This window comes from bacterium (assembly GCA_041648665.1).
In the GTDB taxonomy this organism is placed as follows: domain Bacteria; phylum UBA10199; class UBA10199; order 2-02-FULL-44-16; family JAAZCA01; genus JAFGMW01.
In genome coordinates, this window is the sequence record JBAZOP010000052.1 from 1 (window position 1) to 20579 (window position 20579).

Annotated in this window: 18 protein-coding genes; 12 read left to right on the forward strand and 6 right to left on the reverse strand. The window is 60.0% G+C overall.

The window, feature by feature from the left end; all coding sequences use genetic code 11:
• Together WC683_13785 and WC683_13790 are read left to right on the forward strand one after the other, a co-directional pair.
• Positions 1-706: TolC family protein (locus tag WC683_13785; GenBank protein ID MFA4973676.1), on the forward strand; the 706-nt coding region annotated here is incomplete at its 5' end.
• On the forward strand, positions 703-3858 hold the full coding sequence (locus WC683_13790) for an efflux RND transporter permease subunit (protein ID MFA4973677.1): 3156 nt from the start codon (positions 703-705) through the stop codon (positions 3856-3858). The genes WC683_13785 and WC683_13790, both read left to right, overlap by 4 nt.
• A gap of 11 nt (positions 3859-3869) precedes the next feature.
• Here the strand turns inward: WC683_13790 and WC683_13795 are convergent, their stop codons facing one another.
• The 5 genes from WC683_13795 to WC683_13815 all read right to left on the reverse strand — a co-directional run bounded on the left by WC683_13795 (position 3870) and on the right by WC683_13815 (position 7979).
• The gene (locus WC683_13795; protein MFA4973678.1) at positions 3870-5300 is read right to left on the reverse strand and encodes a class II fructose-bisphosphate aldolase; all 1431 of its coding nucleotides are present in this window, start codon (positions 5298-5300) and stop codon (positions 3870-3872) included.
• 71 nt (positions 5301-5371) lie between these two features.
• On the reverse strand, positions 5372-6568 hold the full coding sequence (locus WC683_13800) for a pyridoxal phosphate-dependent aminotransferase (GenBank protein ID MFA4973679.1): 1197 nt from the start codon (positions 6566-6568) through the stop codon (positions 5372-5374).
• Entirely contained in the window at positions 6565-7059 is a 495-nt protein-coding gene (gene coaD, locus WC683_13805) for a pantetheine-phosphate adenylyltransferase (GenBank protein ID MFA4973680.1), read from the reverse strand. The genes WC683_13800 and coaD overlap by 4 nt, the downstream gene beginning before the upstream one ends.
• Positions 7059-7604, reverse strand: coding sequence for a 16S rRNA (guanine(966)-N(2))-methyltransferase RsmD (rsmD, locus tag WC683_13810; GenBank protein ID MFA4973681.1), 546 nt, complete (start codon positions 7602-7604; stop codon positions 7059-7061). The genes coaD and rsmD overlap by 1 nt, the downstream gene beginning before the upstream one ends.
• 12 nt (positions 7605-7616) lie before the next feature.
• Positions 7617-7979 carry a DUF4190 domain-containing protein gene (locus WC683_13815; GenBank protein ID MFA4973682.1) on the reverse strand — a complete coding sequence of 121 codons (363 nt, stop codon included), beginning with the start codon at positions 7977-7979 and terminating at the stop codon, positions 7617-7619.
• 162 nt (positions 7980-8141) lie between these two features.
• Here WC683_13815 and WC683_13820 point away from each other — a divergent pair, with 162 nt between their 5' ends.
• The 5 genes from WC683_13820 to WC683_13840 all read left to right on the forward strand — a co-directional run bounded on the left by WC683_13820 (position 8142) and on the right by WC683_13840 (position 14456).
• The gene (locus WC683_13820) at positions 8142-9089 is read left to right on the forward strand and encodes a hypothetical protein (GenBank protein ID MFA4973683.1); all 948 of its coding nucleotides are present in this window, start codon (positions 8142-8144) and stop codon (positions 9087-9089) included.
• Between the two features lie 86 nt (positions 9090-9175).
• Complete coding sequence (locus tag WC683_13825) at positions 9176-9949, forward strand: TlyA family RNA methyltransferase (protein MFA4973684.1); 774 nt, start codon at positions 9176-9178, stop codon at positions 9947-9949.
• 114 nt (positions 9950-10063) lie between these two features.
• Positions 10064-11530 (forward strand): biotin transporter BioY, encoded by a 1467-nt coding sequence (locus WC683_13830; protein ID MFA4973685.1) that lies wholly within the window; start codon positions 10064-10066, stop codon positions 11528-11530.
• A 33-nt stretch (positions 11531-11563) separates the two neighbouring features.
• Positions 11564-13012, forward strand: a complete 1449-nt coding sequence (locus WC683_13835) for a biotin transporter BioY (GenBank protein ID MFA4973686.1) — start codon at positions 11564-11566, stop codon at positions 13010-13012.
• Between the two features lie 61 nt (positions 13013-13073).
• A complete protein-coding gene (locus WC683_13840; GenBank protein MFA4973687.1) occupies positions 13074-14456 on the forward strand; it encodes a hypothetical protein in 1383 nt (460 codons plus the stop codon).
• Between the two features lie 91 nt (positions 14457-14547).
• Here WC683_13840 and WC683_13845 read toward each other — a convergent pair whose 3' ends face one another.
• A complete protein-coding gene (locus WC683_13845; protein ID MFA4973688.1) occupies positions 14548-15546 on the reverse strand; it encodes a patatin-like phospholipase family protein in 999 nt (332 codons plus the stop codon).
• A gap of 153 nt (positions 15547-15699) precedes the next feature.
• On the opposite strand from WC683_13845, the gene WC683_13850 reads away from it, so the two are divergent.
• The 5 genes from WC683_13850 to WC683_13870 form a co-directional block, all read left to right on the forward strand.
• Positions 15700-16098 carry an ACT domain-containing protein gene (locus WC683_13850; protein MFA4973689.1) on the forward strand — a complete coding sequence of 133 codons (399 nt, stop codon included), beginning with the start codon at positions 15700-15702 and terminating at the stop codon, positions 16096-16098.
• Between the two features lie 63 nt (positions 16099-16161).
• On the forward strand, positions 16162-17814 hold the full coding sequence (locus WC683_13855; protein MFA4973690.1) for a tetratricopeptide repeat protein: 1653 nt from the start codon (positions 16162-16164) through the stop codon (positions 17812-17814).
• Positions 17811-18596: a DUF4292 domain-containing protein gene (locus WC683_13860; protein MFA4973691.1), complete on the forward strand. Its 786-nt coding sequence runs from the start codon at positions 17811-17813 to the stop codon at positions 18594-18596. Before WC683_13855 ends, WC683_13860 begins: the two co-directional genes overlap by 4 nt.
• Positions 18593-20191 (forward strand): peptide-binding protein, encoded by a 1599-nt coding sequence (locus tag WC683_13865; GenBank protein MFA4973692.1) that lies wholly within the window; start codon positions 18593-18595, stop codon positions 20189-20191. The genes WC683_13860 and WC683_13865 overlap by 4 nt, the downstream gene beginning before the upstream one ends.
• Positions 20192-20195: 4 nt before the next feature.
• Positions 20196-20579: ABC transporter permease (locus tag WC683_13870; protein MFA4973693.1), on the forward strand; the 384-nt coding region annotated here is incomplete at its 3' end.

The window sequence follows — 20579 nt, forward strand, 5'->3', positions numbered from 1 at the left end:
GCTTAGGAACGACCTCGAGCTCGACCCGGACCAGGCGCTCCTGCTTTCGAGCCGGTATCCGCCGAAGGTGAGGCATCTGGAGTCGGTGGAATCGATGATATCCAGGGCCATGGCCAATCGCGGCGACTACCTGGCCGCCATCGAGGAGATCGAACGCCAAAGGGTCAGGGTCAAAATGGCGCGCAACAGCCGCTGGCCTCAGCTGGATCTGGTGTCCACGCTCGACCTCAACGAGATCGACCGGAGCTACGGCGATGCGCTGGGCGACATGGACAGCCCGAACCTGACCGCCGGCCTCATGCTTTCGGTCCCCCTGGAGAATCGCGCCGCCCGCGCAGGCGCCCGCAAGGCCGAGGCTGAGAGGGCGCGCACGGTCTACGCCGCGAAGGATCTCGAGAAGAAGATAGCGAACGAGATCGCAAGGCTAGCGGTGGCGATCGGCGAGAGGCTCACGATAGTCGAACAGACCCAGCAGGCGCTCTCGCTCCATCTGGAGAAACAGAAACTCGAACTTGGAAAGTACAGGATGGGCCGCTCCTCCTCCGACCTCGTCAAGCGCTACCAGGACGACACGGTCGACACGCAGAGAAACCTCTTCGAGGCGTGGCTTGCCTACAAGAAGTCGATCCTGGACCTCAAATTTGCGCTCGGCATGATGGTGGCCGAGAGCGGAGAGATCTCGGAGCAGACGGAGGTGGGCAAGTGAGAAAGATATTCGAGTTCTCGGTGCGCCAGCGGATGTTCATCAACCTCCTGACCGTGTTCATCCTCGCCTGGGGGATCGCGGCTATGTTTTCCGTCAAGCGCGACATATTCCCGAACGTCAACCTCGACCTTGTGATAGTCAACGCGTCCTATCCCGGCTCCACGCCGCATGAGATAGAAAAGCTCATCACGATCCCGATAGAGAAGGAGCTCAAGGAGGTAGGCGACATAAAGGAGATGACCTCCGCATCCATAGAGGGGATCTCGACGATCGTGATAGAGATCGAGCCGGACGCGGAGAGCAAGGACAAGGTGATCGACGACATACAGCGCGCGGTGGATCGCGCGGAGGACCTGCCGGCCGACATGAAGGAGAAGCCGGCGGTCATCGAGCTCAAGATGAAGGACCATCCGGTCATCCAGATCTCGATAGCAGGCGACTTGCCTGAGGCGGAGCTTATCGGGCACGCGAGGAAGCTGGAGACAAAGGTGCTCGATATCGCGGACGTGGCCAGGGTCGAGAGGATGGGCTGGCGCGACCAGGAGATATGGGTCGAGGTCGACCCGGATAAGGCCGACGAGATGTACGTCGGCATCAACCAGGTGGTGGCAGCCCTCAAGGGCCAGAACGTGAGCATACCGGGCGGCAGCCTGATCATGGGGGCGCACGAGAGCCTGCTCCGCACCAGCGGTGAGTTCGATTCGGCCGAGGGGGTGAAACCGGTGATCCTCCGCGCCAACGAGCTCGGCCACTGGGTGCAGGTGCAGGACATCGCTGCGGTCTCGGATAATTTCGAGCCTCACAGGTTGTTGCACCGCACCGACGGCCACCGGGCGATCAACCTGGTCGCAGTGAAAAAGGAGCGTGGGGACGTCCTCGATGTGGTGAAACAGATCAGGGATATCGTGACCGCATACCAGAAGTCCGCGCCCCCGGGCCTCAAGCTCAGCGTGGTCAACGACTTCTCCGTCTACGTGAGGAACAGGCTGGACATACTCGAGAGCAACGGACTCGTCGGAATATCTCTCGTCGTCGTCTTCCTCTTCCTCTTCATGTCGTGGCGCTCGGCGATAGTCACATCCATCGCGATACCCGCCTCCATCCTGGCGACCTTCATCTACATGTACTACGCCGGCTATACCCTCAACCTGATGACCATGGCCTCGCTCATCATCGCGCTCGGTATGCTCGTGGACAACGCGATAGTGATCAACGACAACTTTCACCGCCACTTCGACTCCGGCGTACCTGCGGAGGAGGCCGCGGTCAGGGGCGCGCACGAGGTCTGGGCGCCCGTGTTCACCAGCACCCTCACCACCATCGCGGCCTTCGCGCCTCTCATGTTCATGGGCGGCATCATCGGAAAATTCACCAGGTTTCTGCCCATCGTCATCAACATCGCGCTTATCGCCTCCCTCATCGAGGCGTTCGTTGTGGTGCCCTCCAACCTCGTCTCGCTCGAGACCTTCGGGAACCACGAGAAGTATAAGTGGCTCGCCAAGGGTCCCCTCTCCGGATGGTTCCACAGACTCACGGTGAAGTACGCGAAGGTGGTCGACAGGTTACTGCGGTCGCGTTATCGCATGATCGGCGCGGCGGCCCTGATCTTCGTCCTGTCGATCTACATAGGGGTCAAGGTGGTTCCCTTCGTCCTCTTCCCGCAGGTAGGCGTCGATGCCTTCTTCATATACGTCAAGGCTCCGGTAGGCACTCCGCTGGAGGAGACCGAGCGGCGGATCGTCTCGATAGAGCAGGCGGTGGACAGGCTGCCCAGGGGCGAATGGGACGACTACGTCACGCAGATCGGCACGAATCAGCAGGAGTCCAACGACCTCGAAGGGGACCAGGCCACGCACCTCGGCCAGATACAGGTCATACTCAAGCCGGAGGCCGCAAGATCGATGACCGCGGACGAGATCATAGAGATATTGAGAAAGGATACGGCCTCGGTCGAAGGCTTCGAGGAGATCACCTTCACCAAGGTCCGCACCGGACCCCCGGTAGGAAAACCGATCATGGCGCGCATCAGGAATGAAAACCTCGACCTCCTCGATAGCATAGCGGACGAACTCAAATCGTATCTGGCCACGATCCCTGGGGTCAGCGACATACGCGATGACTATGACAGGGGCAAGGACGAGAAGAGGGTGATCGTGGACGAGAGGCAGGCGACCCGCGCCGATCTCACCGTGGACGATGTGGCCCTCGCGGTCCGCGCTTCCTTCGACGGCGCCATCGCCACGTCGATAAAGAGGTCCGACGAGGAGATAGACGTCAGGGTGAGATACCCGGACGCGTGGCGCTACATGGAGGGGGCCCTCGAGAGGGTGAAGATAACAAACCAGGAGGGAGACCTGATTCCCATAACCGAAGTGGCGAGGTTCGAGGAGACTCCGGGAATAAGCGGGATCAGGCACGTGGATCGCAAGAGGACCGTGACCGTGACCGGAAACGTGGACGAGAAGAGGGCTACGTCGGTCGGAGTCACGAAGAAGCTTATGGAGAAATTCAAGGGTATTGCGGAGAAGCACCCGGATGTCTCGCTCAAGTTCGGCGGCGAGTGGCAGAGGACTGAGGAGTCGATGCACGACCTCATCTTTGCGGTCTTGGTGGCGGTATTCCTGATATTCATAATTCTCGCATTCGAGTTCCAGTCGCTCATGCAGCCCTTCATCGTCATGCTTTCGATAATCTACGGCTTCTCGGGGGTCTCGCTCGCCTTCTTCTTACATGGCGAACCCATCAGTTTCCTCGCCCTCGTGGGCACGGTGGGTCTCTCGGGCGTGGTGGTCAACAATGCGATCGTGATGATCGATTTTATAAACAAGGCGCTGTCCGACGGGCTCCCTGTGCACGATGCCGTGGTGAAGGCCGCGCGCCTGAGGATCAGGCCGATATTCCTTACCACGGTCACGACGCTCCTCGGTATCCTGCCCATGGCCTACGGCATAGGCGGCCGCGACCCGTTCCTGATTCCCATGGCGCTCTCCTTCGGCTGGGGCCTGATATTCTCATCGATGTGCACCCTGTTCGTCACTCCCTGCGTGTATATGGTGGTCGACGATCTGAGGTGTCGCCTGAGGCACAAGATAGGCCTCAAGGGAGACAGGACGTGCAGCGGCGAGGGTTTCGATGATCAGACGGATGTCTGAAGACTCAAGATTCAGTCCGCGTTCGGATTGTCCGAGCCGACGTCGGCGACAGCGGAGCTCTTGCCCGGGACCGGGTACTGATGGTGCACGGCGGCGGGCTTCACGAAGCTTTCCACGGTCTTGGAACTCCCCTTGATGCTGAGCTTCGTGAAGAGCATGTCGAACTGGCGCGCCAGCTCGCTCATGAGCGCGCTCTTCGTGTTGTCGGTCAGAGACCACATCTCCTTCTTGAAGGGTCCGAAGACGTTCTTGCGCGTCTTGTAGTAGAACTGCTCCTTGGTCATGTCGGGCTTTCTGTCCTTGGCGCAGTGCTCATCCAGCCACTTGTAGATGTTGTCCTTGATCGTCTTCGGGAACGCCATGGAGTCGAGGATCGTGTTCTGGAAACCCGTGGCCAGGTGCACCTCCATGGCCTGATGTTTCGGGAAGTTGTCGAATGCCGACTCGGGGAGCGTGCTCGCCCCGTGCTGCACGACTCCGCCGATGCCGAACTGGCGGCGGGCCATCTCGCCCAGCCTGTCTATGACGCCGAAGTCCAGCGCCACCTTGGCGACCGTGCCGTCCGCGAGAGGCACTCCGCCGTGGCTCGTTCCGGTCTGGATCGATATCTTGCTGATGCCCGGGGCCGTGCTCCCCATCGCCTTGTTGTAGCCCTCCATGAAGGCTGCGAGCTCCTCCGGCGTGGAGTTCTGGGTGCCCACTTCGCCGATCTCGCCGCCGATGGAGATGGTGACGCCCTTGGGCTGGCATGCCCTGACGTGTCGGGAGAGCTCGGCCGCCGTCTCAAAATTCTGTTTCTGCTGCTCCATCACCGTGGGTTTTTTGAGGTCCACGAGCGTGGAGGTGTCGATGTCGATGTTGTAGAAGCCGGCGCTGACGGACTCGGTTATCAGCTCCTTGATCGCGTCGATCTCGGCCCTGGGGTTCTCGGCGAACTTCTTCGCGCTGGTCTGGAAATGGTCGCCCTGGATGAAGACCGGCGCCTTCCAGTTCTCGCGGAGCGCCGCCCCGAGCACACAGGAGACGTATTCGGCGGGCCGCTGCGCGGTGTAGCCCATCTCGGACTTGGCGATCTCGAAGAGACAGGCGGTCGCGTCGTGCTTCTTCAGGGTCTTGAATATCGTGCGTGCGGTATCGTAGGTGAGCCCGCGCAGGTTTATCGCAGGCACGGTCATGTCTTTCCATTCATCCTTGGCGCGCGCCATGTAGAGGTCGTGGATCGAGGAGGAGGGGCAGCCTAAGGCCTGCGCGCCCTCCCATATCACCCAGCGGGCCACGTTCTTGGTGTGCTCGTCGTCGGAGAAAACCGCCGTCCACACGAGCTTGTCCATGATCTCGTGGCGGAAGCGCTGTTCGTCCTTGATCTTGAGTTTGCCGCCTTCGATATCAAAGGCGCCGGCGCATGCGGCCGTCAAATCCTGCTCGTTTTTCCAGAAATCCATCTCTTCCTCCTTGGTCACCCTCTCCCCTCGAGGGAGAGGGGGTGAAGCCTTAAATTGCAGATTATATGATGCTATGCAAGCCTTGATAAGGCCTTGGAGAGTCTGGCCACGCCCTCCTCGATCTTCGGCCTGGAGGTCGCGTAGGAGAGCCGGATAAAGCCGGGGGCGCCGAAGGGGTCGCCGCCCACCGTGGCCACATGCGCCTCCTCGATCAGATAATCGGCGAGTGCGCCGGCGTCGGCGATCTTGCTCCCCTTCCAGGATCTGCCCAGGTATGCCTTGATATCGGGCAACAGGTAGAAGGCGCCGTCGGGCGCGTGGCAACGCATCCCCGGGATGGATAAAATGCCTTCCAGCATCAGATCGCGGCGGGCGTTGAATTCCCGCCGCATGTTCTCGACCTCGTCCTGAGGCCCTTTCAGGGCCTCGATGCACGCCTTCTGCACGAAGCCCGGTATCCCCGAGTTCTGCTGGCTTATGAGCCCCGTCATCTTGGAGATGACGGTCTTGGGCCCTGCCGCGAAGCCCATGCGCCAGCCGGTCATGGCGTACGCCTTGGACACCCCGTTTATGACCAATGTGAGATCCTTGCACTCGGGGCACGCCTCTGCGATCGAGCAATGTCGCTCACCGGTGTAGAGCAGCTTCTCGTATATCTCGTCGGATATCACCGCGATCTTCTTCTCCGCGATCACCCGGCCGAGTTGTTCGAACTGTCCTCTGCCGTATGAGGAGCCGCTCGGGTTGGAGGGGTAGTTGAGGATCACGGCCCTCGTTTTTGGGGTGATCGCCTTTGCGAGCTGCTCGGGGGCGACGCGGAATGCGTCCGCTTGGTCGGCGTTGAGAATCTTGGGAACGCCGCCTGCGAGGATGACCTGGTCAGGATACGAGACCCAGTACGGCGCCGGCACGATAACCTCGTCGCCCGGATCCACGATCACTTGGAGGGCGTCATATATCGCCTGTTTTGCGCCGCAGGTGATCGTGATCTCGTCGTCCGAGTAGGAGAGGCCGTTGTCGGCCTTGAGTTTCTCGCGGACGGCCGCCCTGAGCTCCGGGATGCCGTTGCTCGGCGTGTAGCGCGTGAGCCCTTCGTCTATCGCTTTCTTGCCGACCTCTCGGATGTGCTCCGGGGTTTCAAAGTCAGGCTCGCCGACCGCGAAGCTTATGATGTCCACGCCCTCGGCCTTGAGCTTCCTCACCCTCGCCGCCATGCCCAGCGTGGCCGACGGCTGCAGCTGTTTTGCGCGGTTTGAGATGTGGATCATGGTCTCTCCGACTTGAGGAGCTTCTTCTTGAGCTCTTTCTCCACGACCGGATGTATCATCCCGCATCCGCTGCCGCCGAACCGCAGTATCTCCTTGATGATCGACGAGGAGAGGTGCGCGTACTTTCCCTCGGTCATCATGTAGAGGATCTCGATATCAGGGTCGAGGGTCTTGTTGGCGAGCGCCATCTGCGACTCGTACTCGTAGTCGCCCATGGTCCTCAGCCCGCGCAATATCGTGTGCACGCCCTTTGCGCGGGCATAGTCCACGAGCAGCCCCTCGAAGCCGTCCACTGTGACCCTGGGTTCGCCCTTGAATATCTCTCGGAGCATGCTGATGCGCTCGTCGGGCGTGAATATGGGCGTCTTGGTCGTGTTGACGGCCACGGCCACGATGATCCTGTCGAACACCTTGAGCGCGCGCTCCACGATGTTGAGGTGCCCGTCGGTGGGCGGATCGAAGCTGCCGGCTGCTATGGCTGTGTTCGGCATCATGACCTCGAAAGAAATGAGATCAGCGTTTGACCATACTTGCGGCTGTCGGTCAAGGAGAGGCCCTCTATTTCGAGTATCGGCTCCTTGGGGTGGTGCTCTACGATCACCACCGCGCCCTCGGCCATGAGGGGCGAGACTGCGAGCGCCTCGAGGGTGGGATTCACCAGCCCCTTCTCGTACGGCGGGTCCACGAAGATCAGGTCGAATTCCGTCTCCCTGCGCGAGAGCGTGGATATGGCGCGTCCCACCGTGGACTTGAGGATCACGGCGCGATCGGAGAGCTTCGTGTGAGCGAGATTTTTATGTATCGACTCTATCGCCTTGTCCCACTCCTCTACGAAGACCGCCCTCGCGGCCCCGCGCGAGAGCGCCTCTATCCCCACGGAGCCGGAGCCTGCGAAGAGATCGAGCACGCGCAGCCCGTTTACGTCGAAGAGGATGTTGAAGATCGCTTCCTTGACTTGATCGAGCGCAGGCCTCACCCGCTGGGACTTCGGCGCCACGAGCCTGTGGCCCTTTGCTGTGCCTGAGATAACTCGCATAGACGGAAATACCTAGATCACCAGGGAGACGTTCTGCACCGCCTCGATGGAGTTGAGCGATATTCCCAGCACGATCATCAGCACGATCCCCAATAAAGCGAGACAGGTGAAGGCCGTCCCCACGATGCCCAGCACGAGCCCCACCTTTGCCGCGGATTCGCCGGCAGCCGGTGCCCTCCCTGCCTTGATCGCCTTGAGCTCCATCGAGCCCAGCACGATCGCGGGTATGCCTGCCACGAAACCCGAGCATATGACGGAGAGTATGCCCAGGATAAGGGTCGTGACGGCTCGGCCGCTGGCAGCCTGGCCTGCTGCGGGGGCCGGCGTCTGCGGCTGCTCCACCGGTTTTGCCTCGGGGATGTTCTGGCTCTCCATCGCGCCTCCTTTTGTTTCCGTGCCGGAATCTGCCATAAACAGCGGGGAAATCAAGGAAATGGGGGCCTGTTTTTGGTGGACATAAGACGCAGCCTGGGTTATTTGCCGCAAATCACGGCCGGACGTGCTTTTGATCCCGGCCGATCCTACGGAGGCATGGCCATGAGGCATCTCAAGAAATCGATCATAACGGCGGCTCTTGTCATCGCACTGCCGATCTCGGCGGCGGCGAAGAAGAGCACCTATATCGCCACGGATCACCGCTTCGACTTCGTGAAGCTCACCGAGATCAAGCCCTCTGAATCGGCGGCCCTCGGCATCACGCATCCCTCGAAGCTCGACGAGCAGGGGCTCAAGTCCGCGCTCGAGTCCGTCATGCTCGCCCGCAGCTTCATCATCAAGAAGGAGGTCGATACGCAGCGCGTGTTCGACGACGGCGCGGCGAATTATCTCGCTCACAATATGTCCATAGCTTTCGCGCAGGCCAAGCCCAACGAGAAGGTCGTCTTCTCATATATGCAGAAGGATCCGGTCTTCATCATCCGCAACGACAGGCTGAACCTAGGCGAGGCCTGGATGCAGGGCGACGATCTGCACATCAAGTTCAAGAAGCTCTACGCCAAAGTGACCGGCGACGTGGACAAGCGCGGCAACGAGAGCAAGGCGGTCGCCAGGGCCCGGGGGCTCAGGATCCAGCTCGAGCTCCAGCCCGGCCAGCAGATGGCGGTGAACGACGTTGAGGAGCTGATCCTCAACATCAACTACAACTACGCGGCCGACGTGCAGAAGCGCGAGCAGCAGGCCAAAGCAGTGCCCACCTCGGGCAAGACCATGTCGGGCGAAGCCGTCGTCCTGCCTGCCGGCGAGGCCCAGGCAGCGCAGCCGGTCGAGGAGACGAAATCCAAGTCCAAATCCAAGTCAAAGGCTAAAGCATCTGATGCGGAGGCGACGGCTGCTGCTGCGGCCGCTGCCCCAGCCGCCTCCGCAGCGGGCGGAGCGGAGGGGGGGGTGGAGCAGAGGATCCGCTCGCTCGATTCGCTGCGCAAGGAAGGGCTGATAACGGACAAGGAGTACAAGGAGAAGAAGAAGGAGATACTCAAGGATCTGTAGGATGAGGGTCCCCTTATTCCTTATTTGATACCCGCCCTCCTGAAGGATGGCGGGTATTGTTTTTAAGGGCCGGTCGCGAATTGCATATGGCAAAAGTGCGGATCGACAAGTTCGTCGTGGAAAAGGGGCTGGCGCTGTCGCGCGAGAAGGCGCAGGCGCTCATCATGGCGGGATGCGTTCTGATAGACGAGACGCCGGCGACAAAACCGGGCCAGCTCGTCGACCCGGATGCCGTTGTGCGCGTGCGCGGCGAGGACCATCCCTACGTGAGCCGCGGCGGAGTGAAGCTCGCGGCGGCGTTCTCGGAGTTCAAAATAGATGCGGAGGGAAAGATCTGCATGGACGTCGGGGCGTCGACCGGCGGGTTCACCGACTGCCTCCTCAAGTCGGGTGCTGCGCGCATCTATGCTGTCGACGTGGGTTACGGGCAGCTCGACCAGAGGGTCGCGCGCGACGATAGGGTGATCGTGCTCGACCGCCAGAACATCCGTTCTCTAAAGAAGGGCAAGATCGCCGAGACCATCGACCTCGCGGTGATAGACGTCTCGTTCATATCCCTTTCCCTCGTCCTGCCCGCGGTTGACCTATTCCTCAAGGAGGGCGCCTCCGTCATTGCGCTGATCAAGCCGCAGTTCGAGGTGGGCAGGGAGTTGGTAGGCAAGGGGGGCATCGTGCGCGACCCGGCTTCGCACGAGCTTGCGATAGAGAAAGTCAGGGCCGCAGCAAAGGGGCTCGGCTGGGAAGAGCGCGGCCTCATCGAATCCCCCATCACGGGGGCCAAGGGGAACAAGGAATTTCTCATATATTTCAAGAAGCCATTGGGTCAAAATTCATGCAAAGAAGCGAAACAAGTCTTATAATTCATGGCATTGGCAAGTTATATCTCTTGCCTTTTTGCGGGGCTCTGGATATAGAGGCCCACGCCAATGGCGTATAACGATCAAATTTAAACATCATACTGAGGAGGTTTGATCATGTCCGCATTCAACATGGATTTCAAAAATCCCACCACATGGCTGCTCGCGCCGCTCGTCGCACCGTTGCTGCCGTTCGCGCTGCTCAGTGGCTGCGATGACGGAGGCTCTGCGACGGGGGATTGCACGGAGGGCGAGACGCAGCAGTGCTACTGCGCGGGCGGCGACGTGGGCGCGCAGATATGTGAGACGGACGACACATGGGGGGAGTGCGACTGCGGCAGCGCCGATGCCGACACCGATGTGGATACGGATACCGACACCGACGTCGATACGGACAGCGACACGGACGTGGACACGGATACCGATACCGATACCGACACCGACGTGGATACGGATACCGACACCGATACCGGATGCAGCGGCCTGCTCACGGATGTGTATTCTGTATCTGCTGGTTCCGATCATACTTGTGCGCTTCTAAATAGCGGTGGCGTCAAATGTTGGGGGTCTAATCATTATGGTCAGCTTGGCGATGGGAACAGTGGGTATGATCAAATGGAGACTGTGCCCGTGGATGTCGTGGGCCTCTCCTACGGTGGGGAGGTTCTCTCTGCAGGGGGAGATTTTACGTGTGCCCTTATGACTTCGGGTGGTGTCATGTGCTGGGGAGAAAACGGAGATGGTCAGATTGGCGATGGGACATTTGATGACTCAGTTGTGCCAACTGATGTCGTGGATCTCTCTTCCGGTGTATCATTAATTTCTACCGGAAGAAGACACGCATGTGTCGTGCTGGGGGGGGATAACGTCAAGTGTTGGGGATACAATGAATTCGGACAGCTTGGGAACGGGACGACAGGCAATCAAAACACGCCGGTGGATGTGATCGGTGAATCTGCTTTGACGCAGTTCGCCTCTGCTGGATACTCCCACACATGTGGATTGAATCTCTCGGGTAGCGCCATGTGTTGGGGAAACAACGCATATGGTCAACTTGGAAACGGAGCTACAAGCGATGAGCATATGCCGGTGGATGTGACGGTGGTATCCTCCGGAGCGCTGCAGACCATTGTTGCCGGCAATTTTGCTCATACATGTGGTTTGCTGACCACGGGCGGGGTTAAGTGTTGGGGATACAACGAGCTCGGTCAGCTCGGTAACGGAACGACCAGCAATTCGATATCCGCTATGGATGTCTCAGGTCTCTCATCTGGCGTGCTTGATATCGATGCAGGTTCCAATTTTACGTGCGCACTTCTTGTTACGGGTGCTGTCAAGTGTTGGGGGGATAACAGCTACGGGCAGCTCGGAAATGGCAGTACCGGCGGCTATGAAACGACTCCTGTGGATGTTGTGGGTCTCTCTTCAGGTGTTTCATCGATTGATGTTGGCAGTAGCAGCCATGCCTGCGCTGTTATGACTGCGGGTACTGTCAAGTGCTGGGGGCGCAATTTGGAAGGTGCGCTTGGTGATGGGACGACGACTAATTCAAACACCCCCGTCGATGTCGTCTGCGGGGAGTAGATAAAAACAGATATAGATCAAGGAGGATTCGACATGTCCGCATTCAACATGGATCCCAAAAATCCCACTACTTGGCTGCTGGCTCCGCTCGTCGCACCGCTGCTGCCGTTCACGCTGCTCGGCGGCTGTGATGACGGAGGTTCTGCGGCCGGGGACTGTACGGAGGGGGAGACGCAGCAGTGTTATTGCGCAGGCGGCGATGTGGGCGCGCAGGTCTGTGAGGCGGACGGCGCATGGGGGCCGTGCGACTGCGGCAGCACCGATGCCGACACGGACGTGGATACGGATTCCGACACCGATGTCGATACGGACACCGACACCGACGTGGACACGGATACCGACACCGACGTGGATACTGATACCGATACCGATACCGGATGCAGCGGCCTGCTCACGGATGTCGTTGCGATCTCCACGGGCATGACTCACGCATGCGCGCTTTTGACCACAGGCGATGTCAAGTGTTGGGGAGCCAACAACTATGGCCAACTCGGCGACGGGACGACTGATGATTCGCCTGTCCCTGTGGACGTCGTCGGGCTCCCTTCCGTTGTGGAAGATGTCTCTGCAGGAACCGAGTATACATGTGTGGTTTTGACTATAGGCGGCGTGAAGTGTTGGGGAAACAATGTGCACGGTCAGCTCGGCGACGGCACGACGACCAATTCAATCGCCCCTGTCGGGGTAGTCGGGCTTTCCTCCGCTGATTCTGTAGAGGCTTCTTTAGGTTTTATATGGACGCATACGTGCGCGTTGCTGGCTTCTGGCGGCGTACAGTGTTGGGGAAGCAACGACTTTGGTCAGCTCGGCAATGGGACTACCGATGATTCGGCTACTCCGGTGGACGTAGCGTCGCTCTTCTCTTCGACGCAATCCGTGTCTGTGGGGTATTCTGAGGCATGTGCTCTGAATTCCTCCGGCAATGCCATGTGCTGGGGAAACAATGTGTTTGGCCAGCTCGGGAACGGCATTACGGGCAACTCAAGCTTGCCAGTGAATGTGACGGTCGTCCCCTCGGGAACGATTCAGGATTTGAGTGTTGGTTTCCGCTTCGTTTGTGCCGTCCTCACTTCCGGTGCCCTCAAGTGCTGGGGGGACAACGAGTCAGGCCAGCTTGGGAACGGAAACACCACCGATTCGCTTTCCGCAGTGGATGTCGTTGGTCTTTCCTCAGGCGTAGAAACTGTTCACGCTGGCGGTTTTACCGTCTGTGCGCTCCTGACTTCTGGCGGAGTAAAGTGCTGGGGAAACAATAACAATGGTCAACTCGGTGACGGGACTACCGGTTATTCGAATGTTCCGGTTGATGTCGTTGGTCTCTCCTCGGGCGTGCAGGCTGTTTCCGTCAGTGCCGCTCTTACGTGTGCCCTCATGGATTCGGGCAACGTCAAGTGCTGGGGACTCAATGACTATGGTCAGCTCGGCGACGGGGACACCTATTATTATTCGGCAATCCCCGTCGATGTCGTCTGCGGGCCGTAGATAAATCGGGTTTTCGACAGTCTAAGACAGTTTAAGATGGATATATATTCAAGAGGTTAAAATGGCCCTGTTCAAATTGGATCTCGACAACCCGATTGCGTGGCTGCTCGCCCCGCTGCTCCCGTTCGCCTTCCTGGGTGGCTGCGCTGAGGGAGGCTCTGCGAGCTCGGGTTGTACGGAGGGCGAGACGCAGCTGTGTACCTGTACGGGCGAAGACGTCGGTGCTCAGGTCTGCGAAGCGGACGCCACCTGGGGGCCGTGCGATTGCAGCGGGGGAGATGCCGACACGGATGTGGACGGCGACTCCGATGTGGATGGTGATACCGACGCGGATACGGACACGTGCCCTGACGGCTTTCTCGGCGGTGTGGTTGAAGTTTCTGCCGGTGACGGTTACACGTGCGCGCTTTTGAATACAGGCGGCCTCAAATGCTGGGGGAACAACGGACTTGGTCAGCTCGGCGATGGCACGATGTATAATTCATACGTTCCCGTGAACGTCGTCGGCCTCTCTTCTGATGTGTATGGTTTCTCCGCCGGTTCTTGGTATGTTTGTGCCGTCATGACCTACGGCGGCGTCAAGTGCTGGGGGGGCAACGGAAGCGGTCAGCTCGGCGACGGGGCTACCTACTATAATTCGAGCGTTCCCGTCGACGTTGTTGGCCTCTCCTCGGCCATGGAGGCCGTCTCAGCCGGTTCCTCGCATACGTGTGCGCTCATGCAGTCGGGCGGCGTGAAGTGTTGGGGAAATAACTACTATAGTCAACTCGGCGACGGTACGGCGGATAATTCATACGTTCCCGTGAGCGTAATAGGTCTCTCTTCGAACGTCGATGCTGTGTCTGTCGGCAACGTATCGTATACATGTGTGCTTTTGACTATGGGCGGACTCAAGTGCTGGGGGTACGATGGTCAGGGTCAACTCGGCGACGGAATCGCCGGTGGCCATGAGATAACTCCAGTCGATGTCGTGGGCCTTTCCTCCGGCGTGGAGGATATCTCCGCAGGCAGCAACCATACGTGCGTGATATTGGCCTCCAGCGGTGTGGAATGCTGGGGGGGCAATGACCATGGCCAGCTTGGCGACGGCACCTTTGATGATTCGGCTGTTCCCGTCAACGTCGCGGGTCTTCCCTCAGGCGTGGAGGATGTCTCCGCCGGATACAGGCATACGTGCGTGGTTATGACATCAGGCGCTGTTATGTGCTGGGGAGAGAACACGTGGGGCCAGCTTGGCAACGGAACCTGTGACGATTCGGCCACCCCCGTCAGCGTCGTCGGCCTCTCCTCGGGAGTGAAGAGCGTTGCCGTGGGAGATGACCATACGTGTGTGGTGATGACCTCCGGCGGAGTGAAGTGTTGGGGAGACAACGAATACGGCCAGCTTGGCGTCTGGCCGGCCAGTTTTTCAAACACCCCCGTCGACGTCGTCTGCGGGGAGTAGGTGAGACAGAAATAGCTAAGGCCAAGGGGAACAAGGAATTTCTGGTCCTGTTCAGAAAACCGCAGATATAGCGCAGAGAAGCATCCGAGACCTAAACGCCCTTCGGGCGGCGAGCGGCAAAGCTGATTCCAGGCAGCAGGGCGCGCATCGCTGCCTCGCCGGCCGCGATCGCCTGTCTTCCCTTGTGGAAGTCCAGTATTTCGATCCCCGCAAGCGCGGGTTTCACCACCATCAGGTCGCCGGCCTCCCGGATGCTTATCTCCGAGAGCCTGCGTTCATATATGGAGATCGTGGAAAGTATGATCTCCAGTATCGGCGGCGTCAGCCTCCTGTTGTCCCTGGCCTTTTCGTAGCTCGTCACTATCCGCCTGAGGGAGTTGCGCAGCCAGTCCTCGCCCTCGTCGTCCTCTATCTCGGTGAGCTCCTTCTCCAGCTTGAGCTCGGAGCTGCCGTTGGATGTGCAGGCGAGGCCGGTGTTGTCCGGGAGCGAAAGATTTTTTTCCACTTGGCGGTTGACCCTCACCGCGATGACGAACTCCGCGCCCAGCTCGAACGCGAGCCCCAGGGGCAGGGGATCCGACACTCCGCCGTCCACGAGTATGCGGTTGCCGCAGATCGCCGGCGTGAATACTCCGGGTATGGATATCGACGCCCTTATGCTTTCGAGGAGGTCCCCGGCCTTGAACACGATCCGCTCGCCCGAATACAGGTCGGTGGCCACGCAGGCGAAGCGGGGGGAGAGCCCTTCGATCGACCTGCCGGCTACATAGGGTTCCAGGAGCTTCTTCACCCGCTTGCCGTCTATCAGCCCGCCGCGCTTGAATGTGGGCAGGAAGAGCTTGGCCATCTCCGTGATCGAGAATCTCGCCGCAAGTTCCTCCAGCGCCTCGATCGTCGTGCCCGCGGCGTAGAGCCCGCCGATCAGTGCGCCTGCCGAGGCGCCGGCGATGCAGTGCAGCCGGATGCCCTCCTGCTCAAGCACCTTGAGCACGCCGACGTGGGCGAAGCCGCGCGCCCCGCCGGAACCGAGCACGAGCCCCACCTTGGTCCCGCTCCCCAGGAGACGCTTCAGCCGCGCGATGAATGACATATCGGGCACCCCTTTCCTTGACTCTACATGGTTCAGCAGGCCCGGTGCAAGGCGAACGGGACGAAAGGCCTCGGCCGCGGGCTGCGGGATTTTGGCCTTGTGATAGCTCCGCATAGTTGGTACGAATGCGCCGGTACAACACAAGGAGATCATATGACCCGCATATTCAAGTCCAACGAGCTGATCGTGAAGTGCAACGACAAACCCGGCCTGCTCGCGAAGGTGACCGCTCCTCTCGCAGAGGCGCGCATCAACCTCAACGCGATCTGCGCTTACAGGATGGATGGCGCGGCCCAGTTTCACATCCTCACCTCCGACAACAAGACCGCGAAGCAGTTCCTGGGCAAGGCTGGCTTTGAGGCGAAGGATCGCGAGGTGATCGTGCTCGAAACCGAGAACGAGTCGGGCACGCTGGCTCGGGCGGCTCAGCAGCTGGCGCAGGCGGGCGTGGACCTGGACTACTGCTATGCGACAGCTGGCAACAGCCCGGGCACGACCTGGATCGTCTTCTCCACGGAGTCCATAGAGCGGGCGATGAACGTGATTCCCTGATCTTGCATTCCCGCGCGCCGATGCTATATAGTTCCCTGAAATTTTTAGGTATTTGGGGGATTCTTGGGCTTTCATCGAACAATAAGCATCCTTGCCGCGGTCTCGCTGGCGATATTTTTTGCAGGCTGTTCCGGCAAGGAGGGGCCGAAGGCCCACAGGCTTGCGGAGAAGAACAAGACCATAAAGCTTGAGGGCAAAGAAAAAGAGGACCCGTATCTCTCGTTCATCAAGGCGAACCTCCTCTCCATGGAGGACGAGCCGAAGAAATCCACATCTGAAATCAAGAAGCTGATCCAGCAGGAGCCCAAGATAGCGTATCACCACTATCTCCTCGCGCAGAACTACGCGACCGAGGGGTTGCTGCCGCAGGCGATATCCTCATGCCAGGCCGCCATCGAGCTGGACCCGTCGCTCCTGGAGGCGAGGCTTTTTCTGGGCAAGCTCTATCTCGCGAAGGAGTCGTACGCGCAGGCGGTGAAGGAGCTGCGCGACGTGATCCGCCGCGACCCGTCCATCGAAGAGGCGTACATACAGCTAGGCCGCGCGCATCTCGGCCAGAAGGATTACGCGGCTGCGATAAAGGCGATGCAGAGCCTTTTGCGCGTGAACCCGGACTCGTCGATAGCCTACTATTACATAGGCTCGATCTACGAGCAGAATCTCAAACAGTCCGACAAGGCGATCGCGGCCTTCAAAGCTGCGCTCGAGATCGAGCCGAACAACGTCACCATCCATCATGCGGTCGCGGAGATCTACCTCGCGAAAAAACAGCTCGCGAAGGCGCTGGAGAAGTACGAGGAGATCGCGCGCATGGAGCCGGAGGACATCTCCACCCAGCTCAGGATCGCGCTGATCCACTATGAGATGAAGCAGTACGACAAGGCCATCGAGGTCTTCGAACGCATCCTCGCGAGCAATCCCGAAGCGGACAAGATCCTCTTCTACCTGGGGATGCTGCACGAGAGCGTCGATGCGCCGGAGAAGGCGATGGAGAGGTTCGCCGAGGTCCCCCCGAACTCGACCTACTACAGGGACGCGCGTCTGCACCTTGCCTCGCTCCTTCGGGAGGCGGGCCGCAGCGAAGAGGCGATCATAGCGATGAGGGAGGCGGCGGCCGCCAAGCCCAAGACCCCTGAATTTCACGAGCTGCTCGCCGCGCTCTTGGAGGAGCAGGGGGATCTGCCGGGCGCGCTGCTCGTGGTCGAGGAGGCGAGGCGCATCAACTCCAAGAACGAGCACCTGGCGTTCATGCAGGGGATACTCTACGAGAGGCAGGGAAACCGCGGCAAGGCCGTGGAGGCCATGCAGGACGTCCTCAAGATCAACCCGCAGAACGCGAGCGCGATGAACTACATAGGCTACACGTACGCCGACTCGGGGGAGCGTTTGTCCGAGGCGCTGGAGTACGTGCAGAAGGCGCTCCTGCTCAGGCCGGACGACGGCTACATCATGGACAGCCTGGGCTGGGTCTATTTCAAGATGGGGGATTCAGAGAAGGCGCTCAAGTATCTCATGAAGGCCGACAAACTCGTCCCCGGGGAGCCGACCATCCTCTATCACATCGGCGAGGCGCTGCTGAGCCAGGGCAAAGCGAACGAGGCCATAAACTATCTGAGGCGTTCGCTCGATGCCGGCGAAAAGAGGGAGAGCCCGGACAAGAGGGAGATCGAAAAAGTCCGCAGCAGGATCGAAGAGCTCAAGGGCAGCGCGAGATGAAGAAATATCTTGTCGCAATCTGTGTTCTCTCGGTTGCGCTTGCCGGATGCGCGAAGGGCGGAGCGAAGAGCGCCGTCCGGATGACCGGTGAGCGGACCCGCGCCGCAACCGAGCTTGCGCAGAGGCTTCGCGACTTCGAGTCGGCCACCGCGAAGATCAAGGCGCTGGTCTCCCTCAGCATCGATTCCGAGGAGCGCAATTTGAGGAGCGATGCCGCGGTCCTCATCGAGAGGCCGAACCGCATCAGGATCGATGTCATGGACTCGCTGGCCGACGTATGGGCGCAGGCGGGCAGCGACGGCGACACGGTATGGCTCTACGTACCCGGCAAGAAGAAGCTCTATGAAGGTCGCGCCACGGCGGGCAACATGAGCAGGCTCGTCTCCTTTTATCTTACGCCCTCCGATCTCATAGCGCTCGTGGCCGGCTCGCCGCCGATGGCGGAAGGCGAAGAACTTGAAGAGGCCGGCGCGGGCAAGGAGAGGCACTTCGTCTTTGCTCAAAGCGGCCTGCGCTGCTGGCTCGATAAGGGAGTCAAGGGCAGGGTCTCGCGCTGCGAGAAGGTCTCGGACAGCGGAGGGCTCGACTACGAGATAACCTTCGCAGATTACAGGGCAAAGGGCGGAGCAGCCTTCCCCCATTCCATCGATGCGAAATTTCCGGGGCGAGGTGCCGGCCTTTCGATACGATACCGCGAAGTGGAGGTCGGCGGCCTGATGGACCCCGAATCGTTCGAACCCCCCAAGGTGCGCGGCGTCAGCACGCACAGGTACAAGAGATGAGCTTTTTGCGCTACATCCTCATCGTCGTCGTGCTCGCGGCGACTCTGCCGCTTGCATCGTGCAAGGGGATCGTCGAGCGCAGCCCCGGGCGTCTGGTGCAGACGCTTCCCTCCGATCCGCCGACGCTCAACCCCATCGTCGCAAGCGACAGCACGTCCGGTGAGGTGACGGGTTATATCTACGAATCGCTTCTGGACAGGGACAACTCGACCTTGGAACTCAAACCCAGGCTCGCCGACTCCTGGGAGGTCTCCGCGGACCACCTCTCCTATACGATGAGGCTGAGGCAGGGGGTGCGCTGGCACGACGGGAAACCCTTCACTGCGGACGACGTGGTCTACACGTTCGAGAGGATGATGGACCCCAAGGTGGACGCGGCGAACCTGCGCAACTACTTCAAGGACGTGAAGGGGGTCGAGAAGCTGGACGACTTCACCGTGCGCGTGATCTACAGGGAGCCCTACTTCAAGGCGCTGGAGATCATAAGCGGCGCGACGATCATCCCGAAACACATCTTCGACGACGGCGCCGACTTCAATTCGCATCCGGCCGGCCGCAGGCCGATCGGCACCGGCCCCTATCGCTTTGAGGAGTGGAAGAGCGGCCGCTCGATAAGGCTCACGAGGAACGAGGACTACTGGGGGCAAAAGCCCGATATCTCCGGGATCGACTACAAGGTGGTGCCCGACAGCACGGTCAGGTTCCAGCTCCTCAAGAAACAGGCGACCGACCTGGAGACTCTCAGGCCGATACAGTGGGCGAGGCAGACCGAAGGGAAGAAGTTCGAGGCCGATTTCGCCAAGTATCGCTACTGGCTTCCTAATTATTCTTACATCGGCTGGAATATGCAGAGCCCCCTCTTCTCCGACAAGCGCGTGAGGCGGGCGATGACCATGCTCGTCAACCGCGAGCAGTTGCTCAAGGAGATACTGCTGGGCCAGGGGGAGATTGTGACCAGCGGCTTCTACAAGTTCGGTCCGCAGTATGACAAATCGATCGAGCCGCTGCCGTACGACCCCGCAGCCGCGAAGGAGCTCCTCGCCGAGGCCGGCTGGTCGGACCACGACGGGGACGGGGTCATCGACAAGGACGGGATGCCGTTCAAGTTCACGCTGCTCGCCGGCGCAGGCAGCGTATTCGCCCGCAGCGTGGGCCTCATCATGAGGGAGGACATGTCGCGCGCGGGCATAGAGATGGAGATACGCCAGCTCGAGTGGGCGACGATGCTCAAGCTGCTCGCCGACCGCAGCTTCGAGGCGACGCTGCTCGCGTGGTCTCTGCCGATCACGCAGGACCCCTACCAGGTCTGGCATTCCTCGCAGTCGGACAAGGGCTCCAACGCCGTGGGTTTTGCGAACAAGAGGGCCGACGAAATATTGGAAGCTGCGCGCAGGGAGTTCGACGACTCGAAGAGGAACGCGATGTACACGGAGCTGCAGAGGATAATCTTCGAGGAGCAGCCCTACACCTTTCTCTTCATCAACCCGTCGCTCGTCGCGGTGTCGAAGCGGTTCGGGGACGTGAAGGAATACAGACTGGGGCTCGATCCCAGGGAGTGGAGCTTGAAGCCTTGGACCAGGCTGATACAGTGGTGAGAGAATGTTCAAATATGCGATAAAGAGATTGCTCCTCATGATACCCACGCTCCTGGGCATCATGGTCATCACGTTCGCCGTGGTGCACATGGCCCCGGGCGATCCGGCCTCCCTCAAGGCGCAGACCGCGACGGAGATGCTCGCCTCCGAGGGGATGACGCGCGAGATCGTGGAGAAGACGCGCGAGCTCTACGGCCTCGACAAGCCGCTGCACGTGCAGTTCCTCCTCTGGGCGAAGAGGGTCGTCACGCTCGACTTCGGCGAATCATATCGCGATCACAGGCCCGTGATCGCCAAGATCGGCGAGGCGCTGCCGATCACGTTGGCGCTCAACATCATCACCATACTGGTGATCTATCTCATCTCCGTGCCGATAGGCGCGTACTCG